Below are 17,817 nucleotides of genomic sequence, written 5' to 3' on the forward strand. Positions count from 1 at the left end.
CATGTGAGATGCTATAATTATAAAATAGCTGGTGGAATCAGGTAATCTTCATTTGTACATATAGTTTCAGATTTTTCAATCGGAGTCTGAAATGAATTTATGGGGAACATTGATACATGGGGGATGTAAGATAATGAATCGAATAAAATCATTAGTATTATTGCTAATTGTAGCAACTCTATTTTCTGCTACTGCATGTGCAGCAGGAGCAATAGAAGTTGATGGATATAAATCACCTGGGGAGTGGGATGAGAACTGGGCTTTTGGTCAGGAAAATGCTACTACCTATGATCCAAACGGACCATTTGGTGATCGTTTGGTGATGCGTCAGGGAGGACTTCATACAGCAGTGACAGATAACTGGTTTGATGTATATCCCAATGACACAGCCGGACCAACCTTTGACCAGTCCATGGCTACACTGGGTGACTACAGTGGATCTGACATAATGAGAATTTATGCCAGATATGATCCTGTAAATGATGTAATGTATGGTATGTGTGAAGTTTATGGAATTCCCGGTGATGTAGATGGTGATGGTGATGTTACTGGAGTAGCTCCGGCTGACCAGGCTGGAAATCCCGGGCCAGCTGCTGGAACACCAGGACATCCATATGGACTTGGTCCGACAGAGTTCTGGAGTATTTATTTAGAAAAGAATGATAAATACGCAACAATTTCAATTGTGAATAACGATTGGTCAGTTTCTTCTAATACTGCTCTTGATGGGCAGTACGATGAGGTTAGTGCTAGGTTTACTTTTGATGAATATCGTCCGCCGGGGGATACAGAGCTTCCAAAATCGGTCTATGAGGTAAGCATAAACAACTTCAGCACGTATTTCAATATGACTCCAGGTGACACTTTTGCTGCGCAGATTATGGCAGGCTCATCAGCTGACGTGGTAGGTGAGGATATTGTATCTGTATTTATTACTCCACCAAATCCTGCTATAGATATTGAAAAATATACCAATGGTATTGATGCCGATGAACCAACCGGTCCTTTCATTCATGTTGGCGAAAATGTAACCTGGACATATGAGATTACCAATATTGGTGATGTTCCGCTGGATAATGTTGTTGTAATGGATAATGTAACAGGGCTTGTTGCAGATATAGATCCTGCAGATGTTCTGTTTCCTGGTGAAACATGGATATTCAATGTAACCGGTGTCGCTGAAGAAGGCCAGTATGCCAATATGGGTAACGTGACTGCTCTGTATGAAGGATTCCCGGTGTTTGACGAAGATCCCAGTCATTACTTTGGTGCTGCTCCTTCCATTGACATTGAAAAGTATACCAATGGTATTGATGCCGATGAACCAACCGGTCCTTTCATACCCGTTGGTGAAACTGTTACCTGGACTTACAATGTAACCAATACGGGTAATGTTGATCTTACCAACGTTACTGTTACTGACAATGTAACTGGTGCTATATTCGATATAGGTGATCTTGCAGCAGGTGAGAGTACTGAAGTTGAAGATACCGGTACTGCTCTTGAAGGTCAGTACGCCAATATTGGTAATGTAACTGGAGAATTCGAAGGTATTATTGTTACTGACGAGGATCCCAGTCATTACTTTGGAGCTGCTCCTTCCATTGACATTGAAAAGTATACCAATGGAGAAGATGCTGATACTCCAACCGGTCCCTTCATACCCGTTGGTGATGAAGTTACCTGGACTTACAATGTAACCAATACGGGTAATGTTGATCTTACCAACGTTACTGTTACTGACAATGTAACTGGTGCTATATTCGATATAGGTGATCTTGCAGCAGGTGAGAGTACTGAAGTTGAAGATACCGGTACTGCTCTTGAAGGTCAGTACGCCAATATGGGTAATGTAACTGGAGAATTCGAAGGTATTATTGTCACTGACGAGGATCCCAGTCACTACTTTGGAGCTGCTCCTTCCATTGACATTGAAAAGTATACCAATGGAGAAGATGCTGATACTCCAACCGGTCCCTTCATACCCGTTGGTGATGAAGTTACCTGGACTTACAATGTAACCAATACGGGTAATGTTGATCTTACCAACGTTACTGTTACTGACAATGTAACTGGTGCTATATTCGATATAGGTGATCTTGCAGCAGGTGAGAGTACTGAAGTTGAAGATACCGGTACTGCTCTTGAAGGTCAGTACGCCAATATTGGTAATGTAACTGGAGAATTTGAAGGTATTATTGTTACTGACGAAGATCCCAGTCATTACTTTGGTGCTGCTCCTTCCATTGACATTGAAAAGTATACCAATGGTATTGATGCCGATGAACCAACCGGTCCTTTCATACCCGTTGGTGATGAAGTTACCTGGACTTACAATGTAACCAATACGGGTAATGTTGATCTTACCAACGTTACTGTTACTGACAATGTAACTGGTGCTACATTCAATATAGGTGATCTTGCAGCAGGTGAGAGTACTGAAGTTGAAGATACCGGTACTGCTCTTGAAGGTCAGTACGCCAATATTGGTAATGTAACTGGAGAATTTGAAGGTATTATTGTTACTGACGAGGATCCCAGCCATTACTTTGGAGCTGCTCCTTCCATTGACATTGAAAAGTATACCAATGGTATTGATGCCGATGAACCAACCGGTCCTTTCATACCCGTTGGTGAAACTGTTACCTGGACTTACAATGTAACCAATACCGGAACTGTTCCATTGAGCAATGTTGTGGTTACTGACAATGTCACAGGACAGGTGTTCAATATTGGTAACCTTGGAGTGGGTGAGAGTACTGAAGTTGAAGATACCGGTATAGCTGTTGGAGGTCAGTATGCCAACATGGGTAATGTAACCGGAGAATTCGAAGGTATTATCGTTACTGACGAAGATCCCAGTCACTACTTTGGTGCCGCTCCCTCCATTGATATTGAGAAACATACCAATGGTGTGGATGCTGATTCACCCCCAGGACCAAGTATTAATGTTGGTGATCCAGTTACCTGGACCTACATTGTGACCAATACCGGAACTGTTCCATTGAGCAATGTTGTGGTTACTGACAATGTCACAGGAAAGGTGTTCAATATTGGTAACCTTGGCGTGGGTGAGAGTACCGTAGTTGAAGATACTGGCGTAGCTATTGAAGGTCAGTATGTCAATATGGGTAATGTAACTGGAGAGTACAATGGTATCATTGTCACTGATCAGGATCCAAGTCATTACGTTGGTATACCTGAAAAAGATGTACCATCTGCAACACCATTGCTACTTGTGACAGGTGTAGGAATGCTGGTGATGCTGTTTGTAAGAAGGGAGATTGAAAAATAAGATGAGGACAAGCTGTGATGTATAAAAAGGGCAACTGATGTTGCCCTCCTGATTTTTTTAACTTTTTTAAACCCGGGATAAATATTGTAACTTTTTTGAATATTTCTTTTTACGTTAACTATATTATCGGGTAAACCTTATATAAATCTGAGGAGTAAGTGAAAATTAATTGCCAGCTTTTAATGTGGTAATACAAATACTATAACATATCATTGTTCTGTATAAGGAACATCTTATAATACTGGAATTCGGTGACTTCATGCCTCATAAATGTACCAGATGTGAGCAGATATTTGATGACGGGGCTGCCGCGATATTGAATGGCTGCCCGAACTGTGGATGGAATAAATTTCTCTATGTTCAGAAAGAGACTCAAAAAGAGAGTTCAGAGAATCTGCCGGAGAAAATTGATACTGAAGGTAATCAGGAAACAACACCAGCTGAAAGATTTATCAATGAAGTGGATCAGATACTGGGAGTTGATGTTACAAAAAGAAACATTTCTTCTGAAATGGAAGGGGAAAAGGTTGAATCTGTAAAAATTCTGGGCCCAGGATCCTATGAATTAAACCTGGATTCTCTTCTAAACAGAAAAGAGATAATCATGGCCATAAAGGAAGATGGCAGTTATGCACTTCATTTACCGTCTGTGTTCGATGAGAAAAAAAAGAAACAGAAATAAGTATCAATTGACTATTTTTTGACTTTCAGCATGTTATCAGTTATTTTCAGGAATATAAAATTAGGTATTAAAAATTTGAATTTGATTGATGCTATTTATTTTTGAATTATCGCTGTTCTTTGTATAACTCTGGTATGGGCTTTAGTAATGGTTTCTTCTCTGGATAAAAGATTCTGGGAAATTGATTTTTTAAGGGGATTTGCAGTTTTGATGATGATACTGTTTCATCTTCTGTATGACCTGAACCATTTTGGAAACTATGATCTCAATCTAAGATCCGGCTTCTGGATGTATTTTGGACGTCTTACAGCAATGATATTTATATTCCTTGCAGGGGTATCCCTGACACTTAGTTTTTCAAGATCAATTGCAAAAAATAGATCCCAGAGTGAAATCATATTGAGAAATATTAAAAGGGGCCTTAAGATTTTTTCATGGGGAGTGATCATCACTATAATAACTTATATACTTCTCCCTGAAGGTGTGATCTATTTTGGTATCCTGCATTTTATCGGATTTTCAATTATTCTTTCATATCCCTTTTTGAGGCTGGGTTACGCAAACATATTTGCCGGATTTGTCTGTGCTCTGGCAGCTATTCATATAAATGCCATTAACGTGGATAATCTCTGGCTACTATGGCTCGGGATGGCACCACAGGGATTATACTCATTCGATTATTTTCCTCTGCTTCCATGGTTTGGGATTGTCCTATTTGGGATATTTGCAGGTAACATGCTATACCATGATTATTCCAGAATCGCTGATGTGCCGGATCTTACAGGAAATGGTGCAGTGAGAATGTTCTGTATGATCGGACAGCATTCACTTTTAATTTATTTAATACATCAACCTATTCTGATCATATTGCTTTACGTTACCGGGATTGCAGACCCTTCAATTCTTCAATAAAATATTATCATGCAAAATCAGTTATGAGAGTCTGCTTTTTATCAATCTTCTCCAGTTTGGATATGCCTATTCCCACTAGTCGAAACTTCTCCTGACCTATGAACTCCTTGATGAGATTTTTTGAATGCTGTTTAATTATATCCATTTCTTCTGCGGGACATTTCAGTGTACTTGATCTTGTATATGTTCTAAAATCACTGAACCGAACTTTCAGGGTAATGGTCCTGAATCTAAAATTGTTAATCTTCATTGCTCTGTGAACTTCCTCACAAAGTGACATCAATACAGATTCTACGATTCTGTAGTCAGCAGTATCTTCTTCAAAGGTATCTTCCTTACTGATAGATTTTGATTCTCTATATTGTTTAATTTCTCCATGATCTACACCATTTGCTATCTGTTTCATGAAGATTCCACTCTTTCCAAACCTGCTAATCAATGCCTGTACATCATATTCTGCAAGTTGACCTACTCTATAGATATTCATTTCCCGAAGCATTTGCTCGGTTTTCTTTCCAATTCCTGGAATTTTTGAAACTGGCATAGGAGCAAGAAATTCTTTTACTTTAGCCGGTGGGACGACGGTCAGACCATCGGGCTTATTATAATCAGACGCGATTTTTGCAACTTTTTTTCCAGGAGCAATTCCTATAGAACAGGTAAGTCCCTCTGCTCTGAAAATCTCTTTCTTGATCTGTTCTGCAATCATGCAAGCATGGTCGTAATCTGTTACCTTTTTTCCCATGTCAAGGTAGGCTTCATCTACGCTGACCTGCTCAAATCTTTCTGCAAATCTCTGAAGTATGACCATTATACGATTTGATGTCTTTTTGTAGAGTGCAGAGTTTACAGGCAGATACACAGCATGCGGACATAGACGGTAGGCCTTTGATATGGGCATTGCTGAATGTATTCCGTATTTTCTTGCTTCGTAGGAACAGGTGCTTACAACACCTCTACCCGCACCTTTTTTGGGATCGGATCCAATCACAACAGGCAATCCTTTAAGATCAGGTCTCTGGCTGGTTTCCACTGATGCAAAAAAACTATCCATGTCTATATGAAACTTGATACTGTCAGGAAAAAAGCTCATATTTACTTTACCTTTTTGCCGCTTCTTTGATACTACTGGTCAATCTGTTAGAGATCCTTTGAATAATCTGATACATGTGGTTTACTTCATAATCCGATCATTATCGAATGAAATATATATTTTTAGTTTATAGCAGGTTTATTATATGTATATCTATATTGCATTAGCAGCTTATATGGTAGTTCTCTTTCTGACACTTCGAGATATCCGCATCTATAAACGCACAGGCTTTCAATCATACCGTAAAGGTGCAATGAAGGGAATTGGGGCATCCTTTATAGTACTGATCGGAGCCATAATTTCTCTTCTCAATCCCAATATTGGACTTTTACTGGTTCTTATTGGTCTTTTCCTTAATAAGAAAGGAGTCCGTGAAAAGGTCTTTGAGGATGCAAATACACTTGACAGGTTTCTTGGAAAAACGGATTATAAAAAGGAGAACTGGGACAAGGATTGACTATATCAATCCAAAAGTTATAAATGCAAAGTTTCTCATTAACCGTTTGTTAGCTTATTATAGTAACAACTATTATATTTTGATAAGATGTAATATGAATCAATACGGAGATACATAACTATGGGAAATATAAGACAATCAAACATTAAGAATATAGCACGCCTTCTGATTGAAGATCACGCCGATGTGTTTACATCAGACTTTGATGAGAACAAGCACCTTGTGACCAAATACACTACAATTGAGAGCAAGACAATCAGAAACAAAGTTGCAGGCTATGTTACCCGAAAGGTAGCAAGAAGCCAGTGATTTGATATAAAGAAGGGATAATATGTTCAAAGGCGTCATGCCAGCACTTGTAACACCTTTTGATTATGATGGCTCTATAGACCGCGATGGTTACAGAGAAAATGTACGTTATGTAGAAGACGGTGGGGTTACAGGTGTTGTAACATGTGGAACAACCGGCGAATCAGCAACATTATCTACTGCTGAACATAAGGAACTGATCGACCTGACAGTGGAATGTGCAAATGTCCCGGTAATTGCGGGCACAGGTTCTAACAATACAGCAGAGGCAGTGGAACTTACAGCATATGCTGAGGATGCCGGAGCAGATGGTTCTCTTCTTATTTCACCTTATTATAACAAACCCAATAATCAGGGACTGATCAAGCATTTCACAAAGATATCCGAGTCTGTAAGCTTTCCTCTGATACTTTATAATGTTCCTTCAAGGACAGGCCAGGATATGCCTCTTGATGTTATACTTGAACTTGCAAAACTGGATAATATTGTCGGGATAAAGGATGCAAGCGGTGATTTTGATAAGATATATCAGATCATTGAAAATACAGGGGATGAGGATTTCCTGGTCTATTCAGGAGAAGATGCCCTTACATTCCCAATGCTTACAGTTGGTGGTAGTGGTGTGATATCGGTTGCAGCAAATGTGGTTCCTTCCAGAATGGTCCGAATGTATGATGCTGCAATGAGTAATGATATCGCGACTGCCAGAAAAATACATTATGAAATTTTACCTCTGATACGTGCTCTTTTCCTGGAAACCAATCCAATTCCGGTAAAAAGAGCGATGGAACTGATCGGAAAGGCAGGGGGAACTCTCAGGCTACCCCTATCATCTCTGAGTCAGGAAAATGATCAGATACTGAAAGATTCACTTGAAAACCTGGGTGTTCTTGTATGATAAAAGTAGCAGTTACCGGAGCTTCCGGAAGAATGGGCGGACTTATCATTGGAAATATCATAAACTCTGATAATCTGGAATTGTCAGCTGCCTTTGATATCTCGAATATAGGGATGGATGCAGGAGAAGTTGCACATGCTAAGGCACAGGGAGTTAAGATATCTCCTGCAGAGGATATGAAAGATGTACTTATCAGCTCAGGAACTGATGTGCTGATAGATTTTACAATTGCTGATGCCACATTTGAAAATGCTCCCATTGCAGCAGAATGTGGTGTAAACATGGTGATCGGTACTACCGGATTTACCAGTCAACAGAGAGACGTGATTGATGCTTCAATAAGAGATAATAATGTGGCTGCTGTCATATCTCCTAATTATGCAGTTGGTGTGAATGTCTTTTTCAGGATCGTTAAAGAGGCTGCAAAATATCTTACAGACTATGATGTGGAAATAATCGAGGCACATCATAACCAGAAAAAGGATGCACCAAGTGGAACTGCTATGGGGACAGCTGAAGTTATCAATGAGGTCATGAACAATCGGGAATATGTTTTTGGAAGACAGGGCCATGCTCCCAGAGGCAAGGAAATAGGAATCCACGCAGTAAGAGGTGGAGATATTGTAGGTGATCATACTGTTCTTTTTGCCGGAGCAGGTGAGAGGATAGAAATAAAACATCAGGCTCATTCAAGACAGGCGTTTGCAGCAGGTGCAGTAAAGGCTGCAGAATGGGTAAGTTCAGTGAATCCCGGTATATATGGTATGGATGACATACTTGGGTTCTGAGATCATCTGATTTCAGAACTTATAATATTATTTTAGAGCAGATGGTCTGCAATATTTTTTTCTATGGTTTTTTCACAGTATTTGCATCGCAGCATTATTTTGCCACATTTATTATTCACTTCAAATCTTGAGGTTATTGGCTCATTGCTGTTTGATATGCAGTTAGGATTAATACACTGTACAAAACCTGTAAGAAAACTTGGTATTTTCACCCTTTTTTTCCGGATGACCTTAAAATCCCGTATAATATTGATCGTAGCATCTGGTGCTATCAGGGCTATTTTATCAACTTCCTGGCTCTTGAGCTCGCGTCCTTCGATCTTAACAACATCTTTTCTCTCCTCAGCACCCGGTGCATTGATGAGTATGCTGACAATACCTTCGGAAGTTCCCGGTATATTAAGTATTTTCAGTACGTTTAAGGCCTGGCCTGCTGTAATGTGATCAATAACAGTTCCATTCTCAATAGGATGGACTCTGAGTTCATACTTGCTTTCATTGCTGATTTTATTCATTCACGGTTCCCTCCCCATTACAAGAGACAGCAGAGCCATTCTTACAGGAACTCCGTAGAAAGATTGCCTGAAATAAGTGGCATGCGGTGTTTCGTCTATCTGCGGGTCAATTTCATTTATTCTGGGTAACGGGTGCATTATTTTAAGTCCCTCTTTTGCCTCATCAAGAAGCTGTGGAACTATTTTCAGTGATGCTGCCACTTTCTGATATTCGGTTGGATCCGGGAAGCGCTCTTTCTGTATTCGTGTGGCATACAGTACATCAATGTCAGATATTACTTCCTCCATCGAAGATGTCTGGTAAACATTTATGTCGTGGCTTCTGAGATCTTCTATTATTTCTTCCGGCATTCGAAGGCTTTCTGGTGATACCAGGGTAATATCTGCACCATAGAGCGAAAGCGCATAGCAGAGTGAATGTGCAGTCCTTCCATACTTGAGATCTCCTGCAATTGCTATTTTTATTCCCTCCAGATGACTTTCCCTGCGGATTGTATAAAGATCCAGCAGGGTTTGGGTCGGGTGCTGGCCTGCACCGTCTCCGGCATTGATCACAGGGACAGATGAATATTCTGCTGCCATACGTGCGGACCCTTCTTTGGGATGTCGCAGAACAATTGCATCTGCATAGCCATCTATTACCCGGATAGTATCAGCAAGAGTTTCTCCTTTTGAAATTGAACTTGCTTCTACAGATCCCATATTGAGCACGCTGCCACCTGCCCTGACCATTGCAGATTCGAAGGACATCCTGGTTCTGGTACTTGGTTCAAAAAAAAGAAGTGATAATACAAGACCCTGAAGAATATCTGACCTTTCCTTACCCCTTGCCACAGGTTCAAGTTTTTCGGCAGTATCCAGAATGTGATCGATCATATCACGTGAAAAATCCTTCATTGATATGATGTCCATATTAGTGAATTTCATTTAGAGAATGAAAGAATTACATGGAATATAATATTTACTATGGTATATTACAGAATACCTTATATATTATTCCGGCACACTGAAAAAACATTCAGTTACCTATATGATAATGATTTTGATGCAGAAGAACATGATCTTGAACTGTACTTAAAATATTCGAAGGTGGTCATATTAAAAAAATAATCGTTCAGGTGGCACTGGATCTTCTGGAAATCAAACGCGCGGTCCAGATCGCAAAAGAAGCTGTAGAGGGTGGTGTTGACTGGATCGAAGCCGGTACGCCACTTATCAAAAGTGAAGGTATGAATTCCGTCAGACAGCTCAAGAATGCTTTCCCAAAGAATGTTATTGTAGCAGATATGAAAACAGTGGATACTGGTGCAATGGAAGTTGAAATGGCAGCAAAGGCAGGTGCAGATGTTGTTATGCTGCTGGGAAATGCAGATGATTCTACAATAGTTGAATCGATTCGTTCAGCCCGTAAATATGGTGTGAAGGTTATGATCGATCTGATATCTGTAGATGATCCATTGCGGCGATCTAAAGAAATGGAGTCCCTTGGGGTCGATTACATAAATGTTCATACCGGTATTGATCAGCAGATGATGGGTATTGAACCTGTATCCATTCTTCAGAATATCTGCAGGGAAGTAAATGTTCCTGTAGCAGTTGCAGGAGGCCTGGATCCCCGGAGTGCAGCCAGAGCTGTAAATGCAGGAGCTGATATTGTGATTGTTGGAGGGAATATCATTCGTTCTGACAGTGTGACCGAGTCTGCCCGTGCTATCAGGAATAGTGTTGACTCTCCAGCTAATGTCACTGAATCTGAAAGATCACGGGATGAGGAAATCCGTGAAATATTAATGGCAGTGTCCACTCCTAATATCTCCGATGCTATGCACAGGAAAGGTGCAATGAATAGAATCCACTCTTGTACAGAAGGTCGGAAAATGGTAGGTACCGCGGTTACTGTCAGAACAATGGAAGGTGACTGGGCAAAGACGGTTGAGGCAATTGATATGGCAGAAAGTGGTGATGTGATAGTAATATACAGTGGTAGCATTGATACTGCATGCTGGGGAGGGCTTGCGACCATGAGCTGTATCAATAAAGGAGTTGCCGGTGTTGTGGTTGACGGAGCTGTCAGGGATATTGATGAGATTAAAAAAATGTCACTCCCAGTCTTTGCAGGAAACAATGTACCAAATGCAGGTGACCCCAAAGGTTTTGGGGAAATTAACAGTGAGATTATTTGTGGAGATCAGACCGTATGTCCGGGAGATTACATAGTGGGTGATGATAATGGTGTTGTTGTTGTGCCTGGAAAAAGGGCATATGAAATAGCCCGGCGTGCAAAAGAGGTTGAGAAAACTGAAAAAAGACTGTATTCTGAAATACAGAAAGGAGGAACCCTTTCAAATATACTTGAACTTGAAAAATGGGAGAAGCACAGATGATTGAGATTCTGAAAGTATTGATATGTATTCCTTTTCTTATATATGCCTGCTATTCTGATATAAAGACCCGTAGAGTATCCAACAGAGTATGGCCCCTGATGCTTGGTGCAGGGTCAATTTTCATAATACATGATCTGGTGAGATATGGTCTGGACCATCTGATTCATCTGGTGTTGTCCTTTGCGTTCATTTTCATTTTTGTATATATTCTGTTCTATCTCAATGCCTTTGGAGGAGCTGATGCAAAGGTCCTGATGGTCATATCCCTCATAATCCCTGCATATCCTGTGATAGAACTGGCAGACGCGACACTGCCCATATATGGTGTGCCATTGATCAATCTTTTTGCTTTTGGGGTTTTTACCAATTCTATAATTCTTACAGTAGTTGTTCCTCTGGGACTTTTTATTTATAATCTCATCAAACTCCCTCTAAATGAGATTAAAAAAAATCCTTTCTATCTCTTTATTGGATACATGCATCCAATTTCAGAACTTGGACAACGTCACCTGAAACTGATTGAAGCATATCAGGAGAATAATGATGGTGAAGTGTCTTCAAAGTTTAGCAGAAGTGGTGTGGATATAGATGACCGGCAATTAAGTACACTTAGATCCTATGCAAAAAAAGGTCTTATTGGTGATAAGGTATGGGTCACACCAGGCCTGCCATTCATGATCCCTATAACTGCAGGCTTTATTGCAGCCGTTATTTTCGGAGATATTATTTTTCATCTGACACTGAACTATCTTGTATGAACAATTTTTAATATAAATTGTCACATATATTTGATGGGAGGAATTAGATTTGACAGACAATGATAACAACAGCTCAGAAACAGATACAGGACCTAAGAAAAGGGTAACAAAAGCCAAAATTGATCCTATCAAGGCAGGAGACAGGCGTGGGGGTAAGAAAAAGGGACTGCTGGATACATGTGAATAAAGCAGATATACAAATGCTTACAGGGGTGTGATGAGGTATGCTCTTTTGAGCTTTCACACACTCTAATCTTTTTTTAATAAATATGTTTTTCATTTTAGTTGCCAGCACTATGAAGTATAAACCTTATGTATAATAAATAACATCTGGTAATCATCACCGATCAGCTGGAGTTTTTTGCAATGGTTAAAGTAGATACGTTTATTCCAAAAAGTATTGAGTACATTAAAAGGGAATGTACTGGGCGGGCTATTATTGCCCTGTCAGGAGGTGTTGACAGCTCAGTGTGTGCAGTACTGGCATACAGGGCAATTGGAGATAATCTGATACCAATATATATTGATACAGGTCTTATGAGAAAAGGTGAAACTGAGAGGATAAAAAATACTTTTCTTGACATGAATTTGCAGATAATTGACGCAAAGGACAGATTTTTTGCAGCACTTAAAGGAGTTGACGATCCGGAAGAAAAAAGGAAGGCAGTTGGTGAAACCTTTATCCGGGTTTTTGAAGAGGAGGCAAAGGAACTGGATGCTGATACTCTTATTCAGGGTACTATCTATCCTGACAGAATTGAATCAGAAGGAGGTATTAAGTCACATCATAATGTTGGAGGCTTGCCCTCGAGGATCAGCTTCAAGTCTATTGTGGAGCCCATAGATGATCTTTATAAAGATGAGGTACGCGAAGTTGCCAGAGCCCTAGATCTGCCAGAGGAAATATGTGATAAAATGCCTTTCCCGGGACCTGGACTTGCAGTGAGGGTGCTGGGTGAGGTTACAGAAGAAAAAATTGAGGTTGTAAGAGAAGCAAATGCTATAGTTGAGGAAGAACTGGTTGAAAGCTATCATCCATGGCAGACCTTTGCAGCGGTTCTTGGTAAGGGTACCGGAGTTAAAGGTGATCAGAGAGTGCATGGATGGATAGTTGCAGTGCGTGCTGTGGGATCAAGGGACGGAATGACCGCTGAATCTCTTGAACTGCCCTGGTCGGTTCTGAAAAAAATAGAGGCACGCATATCAGGATCTATACCTTCTGTTGTGAGAGTTGTATATGATCTGTCGCCTAAGCCTCCTGCTACAATCGAGTTTGAATAAATGACAATGAAAGATCTAAACAAAATTGTTCTGGATATTCGGGAACGCCAGCGTATAAAACCATCTGCAAATGACCGCCCTGCAGCTTCATGGATCGGGAAGGATCTTGTAGATGGGGAAATAATAGATTCACTGACAATTATCTTCAGAACCTCAGGTTGTTACTGGGGATGTGCCGGTGGATGCACTATGTGTGGATATGTGTATGACAGTGCTGCAGAGTCCCCAGACGATGATGACATTCATTCACAGCTGGAACATGCACTCAAAAAAGCGTCTGATCTTGAAAAAATGGTGGTAAAGATATTTACCTCAGGCAGCTTTCTGGATGAGAATGAGATCAGTAGAAAATCCCGAGAAAATATCCTGCTTCGATTAAAGGAAGATGACCGCATTGCAAAGGTCATTGTAGAGACAAGACCTGAATTTGTGACCGACCAGACAATGGATGATTGCATGGATCTCATTGCTGGCAAGCCTTTTGAAATTGCGGTTGGCCTTGAGACAAGTTCAGATAAGATACGTTCAGAATCTATCAACAAGGGTTTTAGCTTCAGGGACTTTGTAAGGGCATCGGAAATTGCAAAGGTAAGGGGAATAACTACAAAGGCCTATCTGCTTCTCAAACCACCTTTTATTTCAGAAGGTATGGCTGTTAATGATATTATTCGCTCAGTGAATGACATTTATCCTTATGCGGATACAGTATCCATTAATCTCTGCAATGTTCAGAAGGGTACTCTTGTGGAGATGCTCTGGGAAAGAAAGCAGTTCCGTCCTCCCTGGCTGTGGAGTATTGTTGAAATACTGCACAGGACAAAATCAGCGCATCCGGATATTGTGATAATGTCAGATCCCGTGGGTGCAGGATCACAACGTGGTCCACATAACTGCAAAATATGCAGCAGGGATGTGGCAGATGCAGTGAGAAATTTTTCTTTAACTCAGGATATAAGGGTGCTTGAGAGTGTATCCTGTGAGTGTCGTTATCTATGGGAAAAAATAATTGAGCTTGATGATTATACCTATGGTGCTCCCATTACGGTGTAATGTAAATAGATCCTGTAATTTCATCAGGATGTATCTTTTTTATAAAGCATGGTTCCTATTCCCTGATCAGTGAAGAGTTCCAGGAGTATTGAATGGGACACACTTCCATTGATTATATGAATTCCCTCGACTCCGCTTTCAACAGCTGTTGATGCACTTCTGATCTTTGGTATCATTCCACCTGTGATTATTCCTTCACTAATCAGATTCTCAACATCCCCAACTGCTATTCTGGATATTCGAGTAGACTTATCATCATGCTTTTCAAGTATTCCTGGTACATCTGTCATAAGTATAAGCTTTTTTGCATGAATGGCCGCAGCTATGTCTCCAGCTACGGTGTCGGCATTAATGTTCAGGCTATTGCCCCTTACATCCATTGCTATAGGTGATATTACAGGGATGTATCCCTTCTCTGTAACAATGCTTAGCAGTTCAGGATTAATAATTTCCGTTTCTCCAACCCATCCAAGATCAACCTCGTGTTCAATATCTTCGATCATGATACGCTGACTTGGTTTTTTTCTTGCGATTATCATTCGTCCGTCTTTACCTGAGAGTCCGATTCCCCTGCCTCCGTGAAGGCCAATAAGAGATACAATATTGGTATTGATATTACCCACCAGGACCATACTGGCAATTTCCATGGTCTCATCATCGGTTATTCGGAGTCCACCAATGAATTCTGGTTTTTTCCCCATGATCTCCATTTTTGCAGTTATTTCCGGTCCTCCTCCATGGACTATAATGGGATATATCCCTACATATCTAAGCAGAACTATGTCCTGAATAATGTCATCCATTACTTCAGGGTCTACCATTGCATGGCCACCGATCTTGATGACCATTAGGGACCCGTAAAATTCTCTTATATATGGTAGGGCTTCTATCAGGACTTTTTCTCTAGTAAGGGTCATAGCTATATAATTTTCATAAATATGTTTAAAGTTTTGTATTTATGATAATTAAATCATGAAAAAAAGTATTATACTAACAGGCGTGATAGAAATTAGCCATTCAGATCCATTGAATTGTGCACGGTATCTACTCTAAAATTATATTAGCAAAAAAAAATTGGTGCCCATCATATAAAACGGGCAGAGTAACTATCAGATTTCATCGAGCTTTTCAATTTTAACCTTTTTGACATAGGGCTTGTTGATCTTATCTGGCATCCAGTCTGGTTTGTTCTTTGGCGCATCAACCATTTCTTTCCAGCCTTTGAACACATGGACTTTTTTTGTTCCACGCTCTCTGAGTCTGATGGTCTCTGGCTTGCTTTTGGATCCACTTCCCCGGTTTGCCACTTTTAGAGCAGCCTGACGTGGTTGTTTTCCAGTAAATACGCCATGCTCATTTCCCTTTTCATCTCGTAGTACAAAATTTCTTGTCTGAGCCATGATATCACCTCGTAACCTTTTACGGCAACTGATAGTACTTCTGTTTATTAAGTATAAATAGCTTTTCTTTTAAAGTGCTCTTTCGATTCTGATTCTGATGACATATATAATATAATTATACTGTAAATTGATTTTGATTGCATATTAACACAACATTTACATGCAATTAATTTGTAGTATTTTGAGAATTAAGACTTATCAGGATTGAACGATTGATATATCTGAGATTGCTAACTGTTTGAAATCGGTTAAGTAATTTTATAAAAATTAATTATATATATGTATGTTTTAATCTATATTTACAGTGAGGTCATATTATGGAACTTCCTATTGTAATGCTTCCTGATGTTCAGGCAAATAAACCCCAGATCCCGGTCAACCTCTCAAGGGTTGGTGTGACAGATGTAAAAAAACTGGTCGAGATAAAAAGAAAAGGTAAAAGACCCATTGTGCTGATAAGCACCTTTGATATATTTGTAGATCTTCCGTCAAACCTTAAAGGAGCAAATCTATCTAGAAACTTTGAAGCAGTAGATGAAGTTCTGGAAAAGGCTGTCAATATGCCGGTTTATGAGATCGAGCAGCTTTGCAGTGATGTAGCGCACAGTTTACTCACAAGACACGAATATGCGACCCAGTCAGAAGTAATAATGAAAAGCGAATACGTCATCAAAAGGGAATCTCCAGCAACTAAAATGAATTGTCAGGAAGTTGTTGATATTTTTGCAGAGTCCACAGCTGTCAGAAAAGATAATGATAATATAGAAGTGAGAAATCTTGTTGGTGCTGAAGTTGTTGGCATGACTGCCTGTCCCTGTGCTCAGGAAATAATGAGGGACACTGCAAGAAAAGAACTGGAGGCACTCGGTGTTGACAACAAAAAGATTGCCAGATTCCTTCATAAGGTACCAATGGCAACCCATAACCAGCGTGGCCGCGGGATCATATCTGTGGAGTCAAAGGGTGATGCATCAGTATCACTTGAAACAATAATAAAGATCATTGAAAAATCTATGAGTTCCAGTATTGTTGAACTTCTAAAACGCAGTGATGAAGCGGTGGTGGTTGAACAGGCGCATCTCAATCCAAAGTTTGTTGAAGACTGTGTACGTACAATGGCCCGCAACATTGTAAATGAACTTAATCATCTTCCGGATGATGCTGTTGTTGTGATAAAGCAGATCAATGAGGAAAGTATTCACCGACATAATGCATTTGCAGAAAGAATTGCTACAATGGGAGAGCTGCGTGCTGAAATAGAATCTCTCAAATAAAAAAAATATCAGTTGAATCTATATAGTATCAGCTTGCATTATTTACGTGGTGAGATTAATGTGCAGTGTTGGAGATTCATATGATCTAAACATTGATGAGCAGATTCCTGCTAAAAAATATACCTGTAATGAATGCAATAACAAATTCAAAGGAATCGGCAAGAACGTAGCATGTCCGTCATGCGGATCCAAAAATGTGAGAGAACAGGATTAATTACATGCAGCAGGACACAAGGAAGATGTCTGATGCAGTAAGAATTCCTCTAGAAGAACACGAGATCCTGTTTTTAAAAGGAAGCCATGGAACGATTGGTATTGTAAAGGCAGGATCAGAACCCCAGTTTTTCCTGGAAACCGAATCTGAGGAAATTGTACTGGGACTTGAATGTGAGGATCTTATTATAGCTTCAGCTTTTTCCACAGGAAAAGTTGCGGAAAATGGTCTCAAATGTATCCTGTATACAATACGTGAACTGAGATCTCCTATGATCGTTCTTCCTCCAGGTCATCCTGCCTCAAAAAGATTAAAAGCGGTGGTTTCTGCAGGTAATTCAACACAATTGTCATGTAAGATAATTCCCGGAACACACCCTGACCAGAACGTTCTGTGCTCAACTGAGGATTTCACAGGTCTTAGAATAAAGGGAATCTGCGGTGCAATTGAAGTAATGAATAGACTGGACTGTGAAATAAAGAAGTGCAGATTTGAAGTATGAAATAA

The 17,817-nt window shown here is 40.1% G+C and carries 20 protein-coding genes; 15 read left to right on the top strand and 5 right to left on the bottom strand.

The features are described 5' to 3' along the window. The first annotated feature begins 133 nt into the window (after window positions 1–133). The 3 genes from MZHIL_RS10720 to MZHIL_RS01585 all read left to right on the top strand — a co-directional run bounded on the left by MZHIL_RS10720 (window position 134) and on the right by MZHIL_RS01585 (window position 4,889). On the top strand, window positions 134–3,295 hold the full coding sequence (locus MZHIL_RS10720) for a DUF7507 domain-containing protein (RefSeq protein ID WP_048815435.1): 3,162 nt from the start codon (window positions 134–136) through the stop codon (window positions 3,293–3,295). A gap of 259 nt (window positions 3,296–3,554) precedes the next feature. Next, complete coding sequence (locus MZHIL_RS01580) at window positions 3,555–3,977, top strand: Zn-ribbon domain-containing protein (protein WP_013897617.1); 423 nt, start codon at window positions 3,555–3,557, stop codon at window positions 3,975–3,977. A 147-nt stretch (window positions 3,978–4,124) separates the two neighbouring features. Continuing rightward, the gene (locus MZHIL_RS01585) at window positions 4,125–4,889 is read left to right on the top strand and encodes a heparan-alpha-glucosaminide N-acetyltransferase (RefSeq protein ID WP_013897618.1); all 765 of its coding nucleotides are present in this window, start codon (window positions 4,125–4,127) and stop codon (window positions 4,887–4,889) included. 7 nt (window positions 4,890–4,896) lie between these two features. Here MZHIL_RS01585 and dinB read toward each other — a convergent pair whose 3' ends face one another. Then, window positions 4,897–5,982: a DNA polymerase IV gene (gene dinB, locus MZHIL_RS01590; RefSeq protein ID WP_013897619.1), complete on the bottom strand. Its 1,086-nt coding sequence runs from the start codon at window positions 5,980–5,982 to the stop codon at window positions 4,897–4,899. Window positions 5,983–6,127: 145 nt separating this feature from the next. Between dinB and MZHIL_RS01595 the strand changes: the two genes are divergently transcribed. The 4 genes from MZHIL_RS01595 (at window position 6,128) to dapB (ending at window position 8,434) form a co-directional block, all read left to right on the top strand. Further along, complete coding sequence (locus tag MZHIL_RS01595; protein ID WP_013897620.1) at window positions 6,128–6,439, top strand: hypothetical protein; 312 nt, start codon at window positions 6,128–6,130, stop codon at window positions 6,437–6,439. A gap of 120 nt (window positions 6,440–6,559) precedes the next feature. After that, a complete protein-coding gene (locus MZHIL_RS01600; protein WP_013897621.1) occupies window positions 6,560–6,748 on the top strand; it encodes a 30S ribosomal protein S17e in 189 nt (62 codons plus the stop codon). Between the two features lie 22 nt (window positions 6,749–6,770). Then, window positions 6,771–7,646 carry a 4-hydroxy-tetrahydrodipicolinate synthase gene (dapA, locus tag MZHIL_RS01605; protein WP_013897622.1) on the top strand — a complete coding sequence of 292 codons (876 nt, stop codon included), beginning with the start codon at window positions 6,771–6,773 and terminating at the stop codon, window positions 7,644–7,646. Continuing rightward, complete coding sequence (gene dapB / locus MZHIL_RS01610; RefSeq protein ID WP_013897623.1) at window positions 7,643–8,434, top strand: 4-hydroxy-tetrahydrodipicolinate reductase; 792 nt, start codon at window positions 7,643–7,645, stop codon at window positions 8,432–8,434. Before dapA ends, dapB begins: the two co-directional genes overlap by 4 nt. Before the next feature lie 32 nt (window positions 8,435–8,466). Here the strand turns inward: dapB and pyrI are convergent, their stop codons facing one another. After that, window positions 8,467–8,949: an aspartate carbamoyltransferase regulatory subunit gene (gene pyrI, locus MZHIL_RS01615; protein ID WP_013897624.1), complete on the bottom strand. Its 483-nt coding sequence runs from the start codon at window positions 8,947–8,949 to the stop codon at window positions 8,467–8,469. After that, window positions 8,950–9,876, bottom strand: a complete 927-nt coding sequence (pyrB, locus tag MZHIL_RS01620; protein WP_013897625.1) for an aspartate carbamoyltransferase — start codon at window positions 9,874–9,876, stop codon at window positions 8,950–8,952. A gap of 179 nt (window positions 9,877–10,055) precedes the next feature. Between pyrB and hxlA the strand changes: the two genes are divergently transcribed. The 5 genes from hxlA (at window position 10,056) to MZHIL_RS01640 (ending at window position 14,422) form a co-directional block, all read left to right on the top strand. Then, the gene (gene hxlA / locus MZHIL_RS01625) at window positions 10,056–11,333 is read left to right on the top strand and encodes a 3-hexulose-6-phosphate synthase (protein ID WP_281033999.1); all 1,278 of its coding nucleotides are present in this window, start codon (window positions 10,056–10,058) and stop codon (window positions 11,331–11,333) included. Then, window positions 11,330–12,091, top strand: a complete 762-nt coding sequence (locus MZHIL_RS01630; RefSeq protein ID WP_013897627.1) for an A24 family peptidase C-terminal domain-containing protein — start codon at window positions 11,330–11,332, stop codon at window positions 12,089–12,091. The genes hxlA and MZHIL_RS01630 overlap by 4 nt, the downstream gene beginning before the upstream one ends. A gap of 49 nt (window positions 12,092–12,140) precedes the next feature. Beyond that, window positions 12,141–12,278, top strand: a complete 138-nt coding sequence (locus MZHIL_RS10440; RefSeq protein ID WP_013897628.1) for a hypothetical protein — start codon at window positions 12,141–12,143, stop codon at window positions 12,276–12,278. A gap of 179 nt (window positions 12,279–12,457) precedes the next feature. Next, window positions 12,458–13,372, top strand: coding sequence for a glutamine-hydrolyzing GMP synthase (gene guaA / locus MZHIL_RS01635; protein WP_013897629.1), 915 nt, complete (start codon window positions 12,458–12,460; stop codon window positions 13,370–13,372). After that, window positions 13,373–14,422, top strand: coding sequence for an archaeosine biosynthesis radical SAM protein RaSEA (locus tag MZHIL_RS01640; RefSeq protein WP_013897630.1), 1,050 nt, complete (start codon window positions 13,373–13,375; stop codon window positions 14,420–14,422). Between the two features lie 23 nt (window positions 14,423–14,445). On the opposite strand, the gene argB is transcribed toward MZHIL_RS01640, so the two are convergent. Next, the gene (argB, locus tag MZHIL_RS01645; RefSeq protein ID WP_013897631.1) at window positions 14,446–15,339 is read right to left on the bottom strand and encodes an acetylglutamate kinase; all 894 of its coding nucleotides are present in this window, start codon (window positions 15,337–15,339) and stop codon (window positions 14,446–14,448) included. Between the two features lie 192 nt (window positions 15,340–15,531). Continuing rightward, window positions 15,532–15,822: a non-histone chromosomal MC1 family protein gene (locus tag MZHIL_RS01650; RefSeq protein ID WP_013897632.1), complete on the bottom strand. Its 291-nt coding sequence runs from the start codon at window positions 15,820–15,822 to the stop codon at window positions 15,532–15,534. Between the two features lie 317 nt (window positions 15,823–16,139). On the opposite strand from MZHIL_RS01650, the gene mptA reads away from it, so the two are divergent. From mptA to MZHIL_RS01660, 3 genes are read left to right on the top strand one after another with little or no spacing between them, the layout of a single operon-like run. Continuing rightward, a complete protein-coding gene (gene mptA, locus MZHIL_RS01655; protein WP_013897633.1) occupies window positions 16,140–17,096 on the top strand; it encodes a GTP cyclohydrolase MptA in 957 nt (318 codons plus the stop codon). A 58-nt stretch (window positions 17,097–17,154) separates the two neighbouring features. Further along, on the top strand, window positions 17,155–17,310 hold the full coding sequence (locus MZHIL_RS10615; protein WP_013897634.1) for a hypothetical protein: 156 nt from the start codon (window positions 17,155–17,157) through the stop codon (window positions 17,308–17,310). A 4-nt stretch (window positions 17,311–17,314) separates the two neighbouring features. Further along, entirely contained in the window at window positions 17,315–17,812 is a 498-nt protein-coding gene (locus MZHIL_RS01660) for a hypothetical protein (RefSeq protein WP_013897635.1), read from the top strand. The last annotated feature ends 5 nt before the right edge of the window (window positions 17,813–17,817 follow it).

This window comes from Methanosalsum zhilinae DSM 4017, assembly GCF_000217995.1.
Taxonomy (GTDB): Archaea; Halobacteriota; Methanosarcinia; order Methanosarcinales; family Methanosarcinaceae; genus Methanosalsum; species Methanosalsum zhilinae.

Bases quoted from the DNA above. Each gene is read 5' to 3' on its own strand.
- dapA (WP_013897622.1), top strand. From the start codon at position 6,771: ATGTTCAAAGGCGTCATGCCAGCACTTGTAACACCTTTTGATTATGAT.
- MZHIL_RS01580 (WP_013897617.1), top strand. From the start codon at position 3,555: ATGCCTCATAAATGTACCAGATGTGAGCAGATATTTGATGACGGGGCT.
- MZHIL_RS01595 (WP_013897620.1), top strand. From the start codon at position 6,128: ATGTATATCTATATTGCATTAGCAGCTTATATGGTAGTTCTCTTTCTG.
- MZHIL_RS01600 (WP_013897621.1), top strand. From the start codon at position 6,560: ATGGGAAATATAAGACAATCAAACATTAAGAATATAGCACGCCTTCTG.
- MZHIL_RS10720 (WP_048815435.1), top strand. From the start codon at position 134: ATGAATCGAATAAAATCATTAGTATTATTGCTAATTGTAGCAACTCTA.
- dinB (WP_013897619.1), bottom strand. From the start codon at position 5,982: ATGAGCTTTTTTCCTGACAGTATCAAGTTTCATATAGACATGGATAGT.
- MZHIL_RS01650 (WP_013897632.1), bottom strand. From the start codon at position 15,822: ATGGCTCAGACAAGAAATTTTGTACTACGAGATGAAAAGGGAAATGAG.
- guaA (WP_013897629.1), top strand. From the start codon at position 12,458: ATGGTTAAAGTAGATACGTTTATTCCAAAAAGTATTGAGTACATTAAA.
- dapB (WP_013897623.1), top strand. From the start codon at position 7,643: ATGATAAAAGTAGCAGTTACCGGAGCTTCCGGAAGAATGGGCGGACTT.
- MZHIL_RS01660 (WP_013897635.1), top strand. From the start codon at position 17,315: ATGCAGCAGGACACAAGGAAGATGTCTGATGCAGTAAGAATTCCTCTA.
- pyrB (WP_013897625.1), bottom strand. From the start codon at position 9,876: ATGAAATTCACTAATATGGACATCATATCAATGAAGGATTTTTCACGT.
- MZHIL_RS10615 (WP_013897634.1), top strand. From the start codon at position 17,155: ATGTGCAGTGTTGGAGATTCATATGATCTAAACATTGATGAGCAGATT.
- argB (WP_013897631.1), bottom strand. From the start codon at position 15,339: ATGACCCTTACTAGAGAAAAAGTCCTGATAGAAGCCCTACCATATATA.
- pyrI (WP_013897624.1), bottom strand. From the start codon at position 8,949: ATGAATAAAATCAGCAATGAAAGCAAGTATGAACTCAGAGTCCATCCT.
- MZHIL_RS01585 (WP_013897618.1), top strand. From the start codon at position 4,125: ATGGTTTCTTCTCTGGATAAAAGATTCTGGGAAATTGATTTTTTAAGG.
- mptA (WP_013897633.1), top strand. From the start codon at position 16,140: ATGGAACTTCCTATTGTAATGCTTCCTGATGTTCAGGCAAATAAACCC.
- MZHIL_RS01630 (WP_013897627.1), top strand. From the start codon at position 11,330: ATGATTGAGATTCTGAAAGTATTGATATGTATTCCTTTTCTTATATAT.
- MZHIL_RS01640 (WP_013897630.1), top strand. From the start codon at position 13,373: ATGACAATGAAAGATCTAAACAAAATTGTTCTGGATATTCGGGAACGC.